We start from the raw sequence: 14,839 nt of genomic DNA on the forward strand, positions 1-14,839 counted from the left end.
CTCTCGGTCAGCAGGTGCTCGACCAGTTGCCGCGGACGCACGTCACAGCCGGCGAGGGGAAGTTCGCCCTCGCCGTACTGCCGGGCCAGGCAGTCGACGACGACATGGTGCAGTGCGGCGTGGCCGCCATGAATTGCAGGGCCCGCGGCGTCGGGATCCGTCAGTGCCTCCCGGAGCGCGTGCGGGAGGGAACGGCGGCCAGCGTGGACGTTTCGAGTGGACCCGAACAGTGCCCAGCCCACGGTCGGATGGGAGGGCGGCTGATGCCGGTGCAGAGCACCGGCCTGGGGTCGTCGAACCCGCTGGTCTCGTACAGTCCGGCCTCGGCGTGGCCGCGTCGGGCATCCGGGGGAGGGCCGTCGGCCAGCCCCGGAACAGGTGCTCCATCGACGGGAGCGCTGTTTGGCGGTCTCGATCGCGGCCTGGTGTCTTCCCCTGTGGGGGGCATGGAGGACGGTCCTTTCTCCCGGCCCTTCAGACGGTGAGCGGGCGGATGCGGTGAGGGCGACGACGCTGATGTTCCGCATGAAGGTGCGGGACTGGAAGACGGAGGCCGCCGAGCCGCTCTTCCGGGCCGAGCCGGGGCATCTCCCCCTGGAAGGGCATCAAGCCCCGGCGTGCCTCGGGGCGGCCTGCGCCTACGGTGTGGTCGGCCCCGCGAGGAGGCCGACGACGCGGTGTTCGGGTGCGGGAGGGCCTGGCCTCGGTGGAGACGGCCCAGGTGCGCCCCGGGGTGTTCTGGACGCGCCCATCGGCGTACGCTTACTGGCGCCATGCCGTACGAACCACCCACGCACACCGTCGAGCGCTCACTGCGCGCCACCACCGGTGCCAGGACCGTCGCCGGTGTCGACGAGGTCGGACGCGGAGCGTGGGCCGGACCGGTCACCGTGTGTGCCGCAGTCACCGGTCTCCGCAAGCCTCCCGCCGGACTCACCGACTCCAAGCTGATCAGCCCGAAGCGCCGCGCGGAGCTCGCGCCGCTGCTGGAGAGCTGGGTCACCGCGTACGCCCTCGGTGACGCCTCACCGCAGGAGATCGACGAGCTCGGCATGACCGCCGCGCTCCGGCTCGCCGCCGTGCGGGCCCTGGAGGCGCTGCCGGTGCGACCCGACGCGGTGATCCTGGACGGCAAGCACGACTACCTGGGCAGGCCCTGGCAGGTGCGTACGGTCATCAAGGGCGACCAGTCCTGCATCGCGGTCGCCGCGGCATCGGTGATCGCGAAGGTCCGCCGGGATGCCGTGATGGCCGAACTCGGCGCGGATTCCGGTGAGTACGCGGACTTCGCATTCGGGGCCAACGCCGGCTACCCGTCGCCTGTGCACAGGGCCGCACTGGAGGAGCGGGGCCCCACGGCCCACCACCGGCTCTCGTGGTCCTACCTCGACGCGCTGCCCAGGTGGCAGCACCTCAAGAAGGTCCGCTTCTCCGCCGAGGCGGCCGCACTGGAAAGCGGGGGCCAGCTCGGCTTCGACTTCTGATCGCGCACATGTGCCCACCCGCTGATGCCTCGCGCGTCGGCGTTTGATAGACAACCACCCATGCCTCTCATCCCCGAGGAGCCTCAGATTCACGAGAGCGCCCAGGGTCCCCGCGCCACGTCGGCCACCGGCCGTACCGCGTCGACCCCTCGTCCCGTACCCGGTCCGCGTTCCGCGGCCATGCCGCGCCCCGGTCGTCCGGGCCCCGGCCCCGCGAGGCCCGCGCCCCCGGCGCCGCGCCCGCACTCCACCTCCGGCCAGTCCCACGCGGCCCGGCCGGAGAATCGTTCCGCACCCCAGCTCCAGGTGATCCCCGCCGCGGCCGACGGTGCGCTCGACGCCGCCGACGAGGCGGTGGACCTGCTGCTCGACTCCGGCCGCGCACCCGGCGACATCCTGGTGCTCACCACCGGTGAGCAGCACCCGTGGGCGACGCACGAGCTCTCCTTCGGCGAAGCCGCGTACTGGGCCCAGCACGAAGCGGGCGACGACGTGTTCTTCGCCGGTGCCGCAGCCGCGGACCGGGTGGCATCACGTCCGGTGGTGATCGTCGCGGTCAACGGTGCCGTCGACGACGCCGCCGCGCGTGCGCTGTCTGAGGCGCAAGGTCGTGCCGGAGCGCTGCTCATCGTCTGTGGCGACCCGCAGCGGATCAACGCCGTGCTCGGCGCGGGTGTCTGAGCCGCGGCGGATGTCACCGTGCTCGGCGTGGACGTCTGAGCTGCGGCGAACCAACGCCGTGCTCGGCGTGGGCGTTTGAGTCGCACTGCCTGCCGGCCCGTGGTGACCCGGCTGCCCGTGAGGGCGGCCGGGGCCCACGGCCCGGGTCAGCGAGCCGCGGTGCGGTGCAGTGCGTGGACCGCACCGCCGCCGGTACGCAGCGGGGCAGGATGCTGGTCCAGTGCGGTGTCGGCGAGAGCGGGCGGCTGCGAGGTGGAGCTGGGGCGACGGCCGCCGCGGCCCTCCCCGAGCACCTGCCATCCACCGCTGGTCAGCGTGATGTACGCGCCACAACGCAGTCCGTGCAGCGTGCAGGCGTCCCGCAGCCCCCACATCCAGGCCCCGTCCTCCTCCGTCCAGCGCTCGTCCCCCTCGCGGCAGTAGAGCAGTACCGCGGTACGGACCGGAGTGCGGCGACGGAGATCGTGCGGGATGACCCGGCGCAGGTGTGCCAGCAGCGAGTTGCGGAATTCCCAGCCGTCCGCCGTCCGCCGTCACCGAACGACGGGCGAAGGAGGCGCTGGCCGTCAGGCGCTCCTCGTGGTCGAGCACGGCGACGACTGCGGTTTGCGGGGTCGGCCGGTGCCTGGCGTGCAGGCCGCTGACCACCTCGCGGGGGCTGCGCAGCAGCGGTATGCCCGCTGCCGCCCATTCGGCCGGTTCGAGCATTCTGGCAAGGCGGTTGGCGGAGTCGGCGGCTGCCGACATCGAAGTGGCTGCGGACGGAGCGAATCCGAAGGTCACGGTCCTCCCTTCGCATACGCGCCCACGATGCGGGCAGGGTCGGGTGAGGGCGCGCCGCGGCACAGCCCTTCCGGGCCCGCGAAAAGACCGTGCGGGGAGCGAGTCCAATTCTTCCTGGCGTATCGGCAGGCGGCAACGAGCAATTGGCTCGGCTGACGGTAATCAGCCGGAATGACGCGGATATCCCTGCCCAGTCCTGCACCGGATGACGCCTTCTGTCACGCCTGAACAGCTAGGACCAGCGGAAACACCTGTCCGCTCCGGCCTGCCGCGGAAACCGGTGCCGGGCAGTCGGCCGCGGGAATCCGGGGTTCTGAGGTCGACAGCCACCGCGGTGAGCCCCGGGTCGGCTCCTGCCCCGGTGATCTAGATGGTTGAGCTACTTGGGCAACCCAACAGGGGAGCCGTGCGAGTTCCTGTTGAGTCACCACTCTGACCTGCGTGAATGTGCGGTCCGGGGTGGTCGCGCCCGGAGAACCTGGCTCTTCTGTTCGCGATCGGTGCGCGCCCTGCCGGCCGTTCGTGAGTCGGTTGTCACGCGAGGTGAAGTCGTCGATTGTCCGAGCCATCGGGTTGCATGGGGGCATGGACAACGTGGAGCTCCGCACTGAAGCCGATGCCGTTCTCGCTGAACTCGTCGGTGACCCCGGGGGCTCGGCGCGGCTGCGGGAGGACCAGTGGCAGGCAGTGGCGGCTCTGGTGCAGGAGCGCCGTCGTGCCCTGGTGGTGCAGCGGACCGGGTGGGGCAAGTCGGCTGTCTACTTCGTGGCCACCGCTCTGCTGCGGCGGCGTGGCTCGGGTCCCACGGTGATCATCTCGCCGCTGCTGGCGCTGATGCGCAACCAGGTCGAGTCGGCGGCGCGGGCGGGGATTCAGGCACGCACGATCAACTCGGCCAACCCCGAGGAGTGGGAAACGATCTACGGGGAGGTGGAACGGGGTGAGACGGACGTTCTCCTGGTGAGCCCGGAGCGTCTCAATTCTGTCGATTTCCGCGATCAGGTGCTGCCGAGGCTTGCCGCTACGACCGGTCTGCTGGTGGTCGACGAGGCGCACTGTATTTCCGACTGGGGTCACGACTTCCGCCCTGACTACCGCCGGTTGCGGGCGATGCTGGCCGAGCTGCCGGCCGGCGTGCCGGTCCTGGCCACCACGGCGACAGCCAACGCGCGTGTGACGGCGGACGTGGCCGAACAGCTGGGCACCGGTGCGGGTGAGGCTCTGGTGCTGCGCGGTCCGCTGGACAGGGAGAGCCTGCGGCTCGGAGTGGTCCAGCTGCCCGACGCCGCCCACCGCCTGGCCTGGCTGGCTGAGCACCTGGACGATCTGCAGGGCTCGGGGATCATCTACACCCTCACTGTCGCTGCGGCCGAGGAGGCCACGGCCTTTCTGCGGCAGCGGGGTTTCCGCGTGGCCTCGTACACGGGAAAGACGGAGAACGCGGACAGGCTGCAGGCCGAGGTCGATCTGCAGGAGAACCGCGTGAAAGCTGTGGTCGCGACTTCGGCGCTGGGCATGGGGTACGACAAGCCGGACCTCGGATTTGTCGTGCACCTGGGTTCGCCCTCCTCGCCCATCGCCTACTACCAGCAGGTGGGGCGTGCGGGGCGTGGTGTGGCCCATGCCGATGTGCTGCTGCTTCCGGGCAAGGAGGACGAGGCCATCTGGCGCTATTTCGCCGATACGGCGTTCCCGCCCGAGGTGCAGGTTCGCCAGACTCTCTCGGCCCTCGCCGGCGCGGGACGACCGCTGTCGGTGCCGGCCCTGGAAGCGGCTGTGGACCTTCGGCGCAGCCGGCTGGAGTCGATGCTGAAAGTGCTGGATGTCGACGGAGCGGTCAAGCGGGTGAAGGGTGGCTGGACAGCCACGGGAGCCGAGTGGGTGTACGAGGCGGAACGCTACGCGTGGGTGGCCAAGCAGCGGGCGGCAGAGCAGCAGGCCATGCGCGAATACGCGAGCACGGACCAGTGCCGGATGGAGTTCCTGCGCCGGCAGCTGGACGACGAGGGAGCGATTCCTTGCGGCCGTTGCGACAACTGCGCGGGAGCCTGGGCCGATTCCTCCGTCTCGACGGACGCGTTGACGGGGGCGACGAAGGAACTGGACCGCCCTGGTGTGGAGGTCGAGCCGCGCCGTATGTGGCCGACGGGGATGCCCGCGCTGGGCATCGAGCTCAAGGGACGCATCCCGGCCAAGGACCAGTGCGCCACCGGGCGGGCGCTGGGCCGGCTCTCAGACATCGGCTGGGGCAACCGGCTGCGCCCGCTGCTGGCCGAGAACGCACCCGACGGACCGGTCCCCGACGATGTCCTTCAGGCCGCGGTGGCCGTCCTCGCCGACTGGGCGCGCTCCTCGGGCGGCTGGGCACCGAATGTCCCGGACGCCATCGCCCGGCCGGTGGGAGTCGTCGCCGTACCGTCCCTGACCCGTCCGCAGCTGGTCGGCTCCCTGGCCGAGGGCATCGCCGCTATCGGCCGCCTCCCCTTCCTGGGCACGCTGACGCACACGGGACCGGACGGCACGCACGCGGCTCGCCGCAGCAACTCCGCCCAGCGCCTCAAGGCGCTGTCCGGCGCCTTCGCCGTCTCGGAGGACCTGGCCGGCGCCCTGGCAGCCGCTCCCGGCCCGGTCCTGCTCGTGGACGACTCCACAGACTCCGGCTGGACCCTCGCGGTCGCAGCCCGTCTGCTCCGCCAGGCAGGCAGCACGCAGGTGCTTCCCCTGGTCCTCGCCGCGGCGGGCTGATCCCGTGGGTGGCTCCCGATGCCTCCCTCGGGGTGACTCCCGACCCGTCTGCCCGGGGTGGTTCCTCAAGTCCGTCCCTGCGGGCCGGCCCGGCCTCCCCGAGGAGGTCGCGGAGTTGGTGCTCTTCCTGCTGTCCGCCAAGGCCGGGTACTGCGTGGGCACGTTGATGTACTGCGACGGCGGCCTGGACGCCCAACTGCGCGGCCTGGATTGGCCCAAGGTACGGACCCCGCAGGCCTGAGCTGAGAGGGTCCGCGGACCCGGTGGGCATGGCTGCCGCGTACCGCCCGCGAATCGGTGGCATCGCGGGCAGACCGCCAGTCCGCGACCCCCTGTGGATAACTTATCCACAGGGGGTCGCGGAATTTCTCCCACTGCGGGACGGTCATCCCATGAACAAGCACCACGAATCCACCGGCCCGTCCGACGAGCAGCAGATCACCTTGCGGGGGCCCGCGGAGTTGGCCGACGCCCTCCCGTATCTCATGGGATTCCATCCGAACGACAGCGTGGTCATGGTCGCCCTGCACGGCGGCCGGGGCCGTTTCGGCGGGCGGCTGAGGCTCGGTATTCCGCAGTCCGCGCACGAGTGGCCATCGGTGGCAGAGCAGTTGGCCGAGTGCCTGATCAAGGGGAGCGAGCGGCGCGGCGGCCGACCCGACGCGATCGTCGTCTTCCTCTGCCAGGATCCGGCCCGAGGAGAAACCGGCAATCAGACCATGGAGCGGCTGCGGCCCTTGGCTCAGCGGCTGCGGACCGCCTGCGGGGCGCTGGACGTGCCCGTGCTCGAAGCTCTCTGCATCTCCGGCAACAGGTTCTGGTCCTACGTCTGCCCCGACGCCCGCTGCTGCCCGGCCGAGGGAAATCCGTTGGCGATGCCCGGCACCTCGGTGATGGCGGCGGCAGCGACGTACGCCGGTGTCCAGGTGCGGGGATCGCTGCGTGAGATGGAAGCCAGGCTGACGCCACAATCGGGCGTGGCAGGCCGGGAGCAGCAACTGGCCCTGGACTCGGCCGGGGCCGCCCTGGTGCCGAAACTCCTCGACGAGGAGAGCCGCAGGGAGGTCAGCGGCACCACCCTGAACCTGGCCCGACGGCTCATGAAGCGCCTCGGCGGGGCCCCGGCGGCAACGCCTTCGCTGTCCGATCTCAACGACGACCGGCTGATCAGCCATGAGGAGGCTGCCGGGGTGATCCTGGGCCTCCAGGACCGGGAGACCCGGGACAGGGCTGCGGAGTGGATGGAAGGGCCCGAGGCGGAGTCCGCGCTGAGACTGTGGCGGGCGCTGGCGCGCCGTTGCGTCGCGCCGTACGAGGAGCATGCGGCGGCTCCGCTCACCCTGGCGGGCTGGGTCTCGTGGTCGACCGGTGACGAGCCGGCGGCAAGGGTGGCACTGGGCCTCGCTCTGCGGCTGGATCCTGGATACACCTTTGCCCAGTTGCTGCACGAGGCCTGCAACCAGGGCCTTGATCCGGAGACGCTGCGACGCTGCCTGCGCGGTGAGCGCAGCACACGGACGGTGCGGCGCGGTCACGGTACGGGACGGGCCGCGGGGGCCCGTTCGGTACGGGCACGGACAGCCGGGCAGCGCCGGGCGCGGACCGGTTCCGCCCGGCCTGGCACGGCGTCCGGCCGGCGCCGCGGCGGACAGCCGCGCACCCAGGACCGTCGCGGGACCAGGACCGGGCGCTGAGTGCGGTGCGGTGCCGGATCCCGGCGCCGCACCGTCGGTCCGGCCAGGCGCGGTGACCGATGAAGAGCAACACGAAGGGAGTGTTTATCGTCAGGCAGACGACTATGATCACGGCATGCCGCCCTACGACCCGTCGACCTTCCCGCCCTTCGCTGTCACCGTCGACCTGGTCGTGCTCACGGTGCGCCGTCACGCGCTCTGCGCCCTGGTCGTGCGCCGAGGCGAGACGCCGTTCCAGGGCAGATGGGCACTGCCCGGCGGTTTCGTCAGGGCCGATGAGGACCTCGGCGCCGCGGCGGCACGCGAACTGGTCGAGGAGACCGGGCTGTGTGCACACGACCCGGCTACTCCCGCGGTCGGCAACGGAGCTCATCTCGAACAGCTCGCCACATACGGGGACCCCGCCCGCGATCCGCGTATGAGGGTCGTCAGCGTCGCCCATCTCGCGTTGGCCCCCGATCTGCCCGCCCCGCGGGCGGGCGGTGACGCCAACAGTGCGCGCTGGGCGCCCGTCGAGGACCTGCTCGGACCGGAGGGGGGTTACGGACGGGACGGTGAGCGCCAGGCGCCTTTGGCCTTCGATCACGCCCGGATCCTCGCCGACGGCGTGGAGCGGGCCCGTTCCAAGATCGAATACTCCTCGCTGGCCACCGCGTTCTGCCCGCCCGAGTTCACCGTCGGCGAGCTGCGCCGGGTGTACGAGGCGGTGTGGGGGGTGGTGCTCGATCCGAGGAACTTCCATCGCAAGGTGACGGGTACGCCCGGCTTCCTGGTGCCCGCCGGCGGCACGACCACCAGGCAGGGGGGCCGCCCCGCCCAGTTGTTCCGGTCGGGTTCGGCCACGGTGCTGAATCCGCCGATGCTGCGGCCTGAGGTCTGACCCTTGAGGTTGGGCGCCCGGGTGACCTTGGCGTAGTTCCTGCCGGGCTGCGCGGGTCCACTCGGACTGCTTGGGTGGTCCGCCGGAACGCCGTGGACTCGGCGTTGCGCAAAAAGTCCGATATGTCGGGTTATCTTGCTGCAGTACCTTCTGCCGTCGAGCGGCCTCACCTCCTGCGAGAGAAGCGATGCTCCAGGCCATCGGACTCACCAGCGCCCGCCACCGCGGACTTCCGCCCGCCGTGGACGACCTCACGTTCGAAGCAGGATCCGGCTGCGTCACCGCACTGCTGGGCCCTCCCGGTTCCGGCAAGACCTCGGCCCTGCGACTGATGCTCGAACTCGAACCGGGACGCGGCATCACCTACTTCCGGGGCAGACCGCTGCACCGCGTGGCCCATCCGGCCCGGGAAGTGGGCGTGCTGCTGGGGGACGTGCCGGGGCACCCCGCCCGCACCGCCCGGGGACAGCTCCGCATGCTCTGCGCCGCTGCCGGAGTACCCGCGTCCCGGGCCGATGCCCTGCTCGACACCGTCGGGCTCGCCGAGCTGGGGGACCAGCGCATCGGCATGCTCTCCCCAGGCATGGACCGCAGACTGGCGCTCGCATCCGCTCTGCTCGGCGACCCGCACACGCTGATCCTCGACGAACCCGTGGAAGGGCTCGCCACGCGGGAGGCCGACTGGCTGCACGGGATGCTCAGGTCCCATGCGGATCAGGGCGGCACGGTTCTGTACACCACGCAGGATCCCAAGGAGGCCGCTCGGTCGGCCGGTCACGTGGTGACCATCGACGCCGGACGTCTTGTCGCCGATCAGGCCGTCGCCGACTTCTCCCGCACCCGCCTGCGTCCTCGTGTCGCGGTCCGTTCCCCGCATGCCGCCCGCCTCGCTGCGATCGTCACCCGCGAGGCGCGAGCTGCCCGGCGCTCCGTCGAAGTCGTCACCGAGGCCAGCAGCAGCCGCCTCTCCGTCTATGGCAGCAGCTGCGCGGAGATCGGAGACGCGGCGTTCCGCCACGGGCTTCCCGTTCATCAGCTCGCAGACGAGGTCGGCGACGACCGGCCCGACGGCGGCCCCGGCCCCGTTGGCCCCGTCGACACGCCCCGACCCCTCCGTGACGGTCCGGGCGCCGCTGTGGGAGCCGGTGCGGCCCCCATCGCCGCTGCCGACGTTCCCGAGCCCGACGCACGCCCGGCCGCGAACTCGGGCGCGGCGCACCTGCCGCCGCCGATCAGGCGGCGACCGGCCCGTGGCCCGCTGCGCCCGGTGCGATATGAACTGCGCCGCCTCTTCGGCGTCAGGACGACGACGCTGATCGTTGTCGTCGGCCTCGTGGCCTCGGCCGTGCTCTCCGTCCTGCTCGCCCGCGACGGCCGTACCCCGCTGCCGAACGTACTGGCCGCCTGGCCTTCGTTGTTGCCGCTGCCCCCCGCCGCGCTGGGTGCCGGGCTGCTCGGCGCCCTCTCCTTCGGCGACGAGTTCCGCTATCCCGCACTCGCCGCCGGGCGCGGAACCGTCCCCCGCCGGCTAGGGCTGCTGCTCGCCAAACTGGCCGTCTCGGCGGGCGTCGCGCTGCTGCTGGCACTGCTTGCCGTGCTGGTCTCGGCCGAGTCTCTCCGCCTCGTGTACGGCGGGGAATTGGTCCGGGTCCCCCCGAATGCGGTGCCATTGGCCGTGAGTTGGTCGGGCCTGACAGTCGGCTGCGCCTGGGCCGGGTTGCTGGCTGCCGGGATCTTCCGTGTGACGGCGGCCGGCGTCGCCGCGGTACTTGCCGTTCCGGTGCTGATGGTTCCGCTTCTCCAGGCGATGCCGAAGGCGCCGACCGCCCGTTCGGTGAGCGGACTTCCGGCCCGGCTCAGGGAACTGACATGGCTGCAGTGGCCGCACGAGGTGGACCGCTGGGTGCTGGCCGTGGTGAAGGTCGTGGCGCACCCCGTGGGAACCGCGCTGACCCTGTCGTTGTCGGTCCTTGTCTGCGCGTATCTGTTCACGAGCCTCCGCGGCAGAGTGCGTTGGTGATCGCCGAAGAGACTCTGGACGTACCGGGAACCACAACTCCATTTAAAATGCCCGTTTTATACCAATAAGGCGTCAATTGCGAGGCGAGTGCCGATCACCCTTTCGTGTGCTTTTCACCAAAGACCTCAAGGGGTGGCTGAGACGCGCCGACAAAGGATGCGTGAGTACCCTTGCGCACACCATGATGACCGCCGCCCGCACCGCCGACACCGGCATCACCGGCCCGGGCGAACTCGACCGTTACACCTATGCGGAGGCGCCGGCCGGCGAACGTGCCGCCGTCCGGCCCTGGGACGGCCCGGATACCGAGCTCGGCCGCATGAGCCGACGGGGATCGGCCAGCCGGGGCCGCGGCCTGCATGGCCAACTTGTTCAGCAGCTGGGTCAGATGATCGTTTCCGGTGACCTCGGCGCCGACCGGCCCCTGGTTCCGGAGGAGATCGGTCAGCGGTTCGAGGTCTCTCGCACCGTTGTCCGGGAATCACTGCGTGTACTGGAGGCCAAGGGCCTGGTCAGCGCCCGGCCCAATGTGGGCACCCGGGTCCGGCCGGTCAGTGACTGGAATCTGCTCGATCCCGACATCATCGAATGGCGCGCGTTCGGCCCGCAGCGCGACGACCAGCGTCGTGAGCTTGGCGAGCTCCGGTGGACGATCGAACCTCTGGCCGCCCGGCTGGCCGCCGGTCACGGACGTGAGGATCTTCAGCAGCGGCTCGGGGACATGGTCGAGATCATGGGGCACGCCCTTGGGCAGGGTGACGCGATCACCTGTGCGCGCGCCGACGCGGAATTCCACTCCCTGCTCATCCAGGCCGCCGGCAATCGCATGCTGGAGCACCTTTCCGGCATCGTTTCCGCCGCTCTGCAGGTCTCGGGCGGTCCCGTCACTGGTTGTGACCGGCCCAACGAGGCGTCTCTCGGCCACCACGCGCGCATCGTCGAGGCCCTGGCGACAGGCGACTCCGCGGGCGCCGAGGCGGCCATGCGGCAGCTGCTCGTGGTCCACCCCGACCGAGTGGTGCCGGCGCCGCGCGAGCACTGACTGCGGCGCGGTCAGGGTGTACGAACCATGTGTCGTCGGACCCCCGCGGTCCGGCGGCACAATTGTGGAGGGATGTCACCCCTGGTCTGGTTCGCCGTAAATGAGGTGTGACTCGGGCCACGCGGATTGGGCGTAACACTCCTCGAAACAGCGCGATGACTTAAGAGGTGACCGCCGCGGAAGGAATACAGCAGCCATTGAGGGCGCTGTGCAGTTCTGAGGCCTAGCCCGCGCCGTCGGTACATACCCAGCCCGACGGTCGTCGGTTCCAGCCCTCTCCGGGCCGGGCCGGAAGCCGTTTCCATCGTTCCGAGAGGTTGTTCGTGTCGGCCAGCACATCCCGTACGCTCCCGCCGGAGATCGCCGAGTCCGAATCTGTCATGGCGCTCATCGAGCGGGGAAAGGCTGATGGGCAGATCGCCGGCGATGACGTGCGTCGGGCCTTCGAGGCTGACCAGATTCCGCCAACCCAGTGGAAGAACGTTCTGCGCAGCCTCAACCAGATCCTCGAGGAAGAGGGTGTGACGCTGATGGTCAGTGCCGCGGAGCCGTCAAAGCGCGCCCGCAAGAGCGTCGCAGCGAAGAGCCCGGTCAAGCGCACCGCCACCAAGACCGTCGCGGCCAAGACGACCGTGACACGGACCGTCGCGGCCACTGCCGCCCCGTCGGCCGAGACCGTGGACGCGGTGGCTGATGACGCCGCCGCGCCTGCGAAGAAGGCGGCAGCCAAGAAGACGGCTGCCAAGAAGACCGCCGTGAAGAAGACGGCGGCGAAGAAGACCGCGTCGAAGAAGGCCGGCAAGCAGGACGACGAGATCCTCGACGGCGACGACGCCGCCGAGGAAGTCAAGGCCGGCAAGGGTGAGGAAGAGGAGGGCGAGGGCGAGAACAAGGGCTTCGTCCTCTCCGACGACGACGAGGACGACGCACCTGCGCAGCAGGTCGCCGTCGCCGGCGCCACGGCCGACCCGGTCAAGGACTACCTGAAGCAGATCGGCAAGGTCCCGCTCCTCAACGCCGAGCAGGAGGTCGAGCTCGCCAAGCGCATCGAGGCGGGCCTGTTCGCCGAGGACAAGCTGGCGAATTCCGACAAGCTCGCTCCCAAGCTCAAGCGTGAGCTGGAGATCATCGCCGAGGACGGCCGCCGCGCCAAGAACCACCTGCTGGAGGCCAACCTCCGGCTCGTGGTCTCGCTGGCCAAGCGTTACACCGGCCGCGGCATGCTCTTCCTGGACCTGATCCAGGAGGGCAACCTCGGTCTGATCCGTGCCGTCGAGAAGTTCGACTACACCAAGGGCTACAAGTTCTCCACGTACGCCACCTGGTGGATCCGTCAGGCGATCACCCGCGCCATGGCCGACCAGGCCCGCACCATCCGTATCCCGGTGCACATGGTCGAGGTCATCAACAAGCTCGCGCGCGTGCAGCGTCAGATGCTCCAGGACCTGGGCCGTGAGCCCACCCCGGAGGAGCTGGCCAAGGAACTCGACATGACCCCCGAGAAGGTCATCGAGGTCCAGAAGTACGGCCGCGAGCCGATCTCCCTCCACACCCCGCTGGGTGAGGACGGAGACAGTGAGTTCGGTGACCTGATCGAGGACTCCGAGGCGGTCGTCCCGGCCGACGCGGTCAGCTTCACGCTCCTCCAGGAGCAGCTGCACTCGGTGCTCGACACCCTGTCCGAGCGTGAGGCGGGCGTGGTCTCCATGCGCTTCGGTCTCACCGACGGACAGCCGAAGACGCTGGACGAGATCGGCAAGGTCTACGGCGTGACGCGTGAGCGCATCCGTCAGATCGAGTCCAAGACGATGTCCAAGCTGCGCCACCCGTCGCGTTCGCAGGTGCTGCGCGACTATCTCGACTAGGTCGCGAAGACACGTCGGCCGAGGGCCCGGATCCCATGGGGGATCCGGGCCCTCGGTTCTGTGCGGGTGCGGGTTGGGGGCCGCGGAATGACTCTGGGTGGGCATGGTCCATCACAGAGTCAGGAGTACGCATGTCCCGTACCGTCGTCCGCACCATGACCGGGGCGCTCGCCCTCACTGCCGCAATGGCAGTGATACCGCTGGCTTCCCCCGCCTCGGCAGTCGCGGACAGCATCGTCATCGGCGGCCAGCCCGCTCATGTCAAGGACAGTCCGTGGGTGGTGGCGCTCTCCAGCCGTGACCGGTTCGGAGGTACCCGGGCCGGCCAGTTCTGCGGCGCCGTCGTGGTCGGGCCGAAGAAGGTACTGACGGCCGCGCACTGTCTGACCCGGGAGGCGCTGGGTGTCGATGTCACCCAGGTGCGTGATCTGCGGATCATCTCGGGCCGCGACGAGCTGAACGGCACCGGCGGCGAGGAGATCGCGGTGAGCGGGACGTGGGTCAACCCCGGGTTCGACGCCGCTACCAACAGCGGTGACGTCGCCGTGCTCACCCTCGCCGAGGCGCTGCCCGAACAGAGCGTGATCCCCATGGCGCAGGCCGGTGACTCCGCGTACGCCTCGGGAACACCCGCAGCCGTCTACGGATGGGGCGATACGACCGGCAACGGTGACTACGCGACGTCGCTCCGCTCCGCGAAAGTGACCGTGCTGCCGGACAGCTCGTGCGAGCAGGCCTACCCGGGGGGCAGGGGCGGCACTTACGACGCCTCCGCGATGCTCTGCGCGGGCGAACCCCAAGGCGGCTACGACGCCTGCCAGGGGGACAGTGGAGGGCCTCTGGTGGCCCAGGGGAGGCTCGTCGGCCTCGTGTCCTGGGGGAACGGCTGCGGCCTCGCCGACAGCCCGGGCGTCTACACGCGGATCTCCGCCGCCATCGAGTGGATGGACGGAGCCGCCTGACCGGCACCGGTCAGTCGGGTACGAGAACGGGCGGCTCCCCTCACGTGGGGAGCCGCCCGTCGGCCGGTGCGGGACCGGCCCCTGGCTCGTCGTGGATGCGAGGTGTCAGTGTTGTTCCTCTTCGGCGGCTTGGGCCTGCACGGCCGTCAGCCGGTCCGTCTCATCCTGTATTTCCGCGGCGATCTTCTTGAGTTCCGGCTCGAACTTGCGACCATGGTGGGCGCAGAAGAGCAGTTCACCGCCGCTGATCAGGACGACGCGCAGGTATGCCTGGGCGCCGCAACGGTCACAGCGGTCTGCTGCGGTCAGCGGGCTCGCGGGGGTCAGAACAGTAGTCACGTCGCCTCTTCTCTAGCTCGACGAGCTGTCGTACCAGGGTCAACATCCAACCAGGCCGAAAACGTTCCCGCTCGTGGCATTTCTTCGAAACTTCTTCTCAGGATGGCTGTCTGTTGCCGGTTCGCGGCGAATGTGCCGTATTGCGTAGCGCTACGGTTTCGCGTTGCTTGTGGGTCGGTCCCGCCGGCTGGCTTGCCGGTTGTTCATGAGGACGTGCCCGGAGCCTAAATGGTTCATGCCTGGAAGGGAACGTGATGTACGCGTCACTCCAAGAAGGGATCGAACGTGTATGCGAGGCTGGACTAGTGTGAGGGTTCTCCGAGGGTGGCGGTACACCCGCTCTA

The 14,839-nt window shown here is 70.0% G+C and carries 11 protein-coding genes and 1 pseudogene; 10 read left to right on the plus strand and 2 right to left on the minus strand.

The window, feature by feature from the left end; translation table 11 throughout:
• Positions 1 to 773 precede the first annotated feature (773 nt).
• Both SH922_RS30290 and SH922_RS30295 read left to right on the plus strand, forming a co-directional pair.
• The gene (locus SH922_RS30290) at positions 774 to 1,484 is read left to right on the plus strand and encodes a ribonuclease HII (protein ID WP_393061396.1); all 711 of its coding nucleotides are present in this window, start codon (positions 774 to 776) and stop codon (positions 1,482 to 1,484) included.
• 60 nt (positions 1,485 to 1,544) lie between these two features.
• A complete protein-coding gene (locus SH922_RS30295) occupies positions 1,545 to 2,165 on the plus strand; it encodes a hypothetical protein (protein WP_393061398.1) in 621 nt (206 codons plus the stop codon).
• Positions 2,166 to 2,311: 146 nt separating this feature from the next.
• Here SH922_RS30295 and SH922_RS30300 read toward each other — a convergent pair.
• Positions 2,312 to 2,948, minus strand: a pseudogene (locus SH922_RS30300) (hypothetical protein).
• A gap of 585 nt (positions 2,949 to 3,533) precedes the next feature.
• Here SH922_RS30300 and SH922_RS30305 point away from each other — a divergent pair.
• From SH922_RS30305 to SH922_RS30340, 8 genes are all read left to right on the plus strand, one after another.
• Entirely contained in the window at positions 3,534 to 5,693 is a 2,160-nt protein-coding gene (locus SH922_RS30305) for a RecQ family ATP-dependent DNA helicase (RefSeq protein WP_393061400.1), read from the plus strand.
• 118 nt (positions 5,694 to 5,811) lie between these two features.
• Complete coding sequence (locus SH922_RS30310; protein WP_393063734.1) at positions 5,812 to 5,934, plus strand: hypothetical protein; 123 nt, start codon at positions 5,812 to 5,814, stop codon at positions 5,932 to 5,934.
• A 151-nt stretch (positions 5,935 to 6,085) separates the two neighbouring features.
• Positions 6,086 to 7,387, plus strand: coding sequence for a DUF4192 domain-containing protein (locus SH922_RS30315; RefSeq protein WP_393061402.1), 1,302 nt, complete (start codon positions 6,086 to 6,088; stop codon positions 7,385 to 7,387).
• A gap of 115 nt (positions 7,388 to 7,502) precedes the next feature.
• Positions 7,503 to 8,267: an NUDIX domain-containing protein gene (locus tag SH922_RS30320; protein WP_393061404.1), complete on the plus strand. Its 765-nt coding sequence runs from the start codon at positions 7,503 to 7,505 to the stop codon at positions 8,265 to 8,267.
• A 187-nt stretch (positions 8,268 to 8,454) separates the two neighbouring features.
• Complete coding sequence (locus tag SH922_RS30325; protein WP_393061406.1) at positions 8,455 to 10,287, plus strand: ATP-binding cassette domain-containing protein; 1,833 nt, start codon at positions 8,455 to 8,457, stop codon at positions 10,285 to 10,287.
• Between the two features lie 181 nt (positions 10,288 to 10,468).
• On the plus strand, positions 10,469 to 11,329 hold the full coding sequence (locus tag SH922_RS30330) for a FadR/GntR family transcriptional regulator (protein ID WP_393061408.1): 861 nt from the start codon (positions 10,469 to 10,471) through the stop codon (positions 11,327 to 11,329).
• Positions 11,330 to 11,652: 323 nt separating this feature from the next.
• Complete coding sequence (locus SH922_RS30335; protein ID WP_351003579.1) at positions 11,653 to 13,194, plus strand: RNA polymerase sigma factor; 1,542 nt, start codon at positions 11,653 to 11,655, stop codon at positions 13,192 to 13,194.
• Positions 13,195 to 13,325: 131 nt separating this feature from the next.
• Positions 13,326 to 14,156, plus strand: a complete 831-nt coding sequence (locus SH922_RS30340) for a S1 family peptidase (protein ID WP_393061410.1) — start codon at positions 13,326 to 13,328, stop codon at positions 14,154 to 14,156.
• A 105-nt stretch (positions 14,157 to 14,261) separates the two neighbouring features.
• Here SH922_RS30340 and SH922_RS30345 read toward each other — a convergent pair whose 3' ends face one another.
• A complete protein-coding gene (locus SH922_RS30345) occupies positions 14,262 to 14,495 on the minus strand; it encodes a hypothetical protein (protein ID WP_024489001.1) in 234 nt (77 codons plus the stop codon).
• Positions 14,496 to 14,839: the final 344 nt, after the last annotated feature.

This window comes from Streptomyces sp. LN549, from assembly GCF_043203805.1.
Lineage (GTDB): Bacteria > Actinomycetota > Actinomycetes > Streptomycetales > Streptomycetaceae > Streptomyces.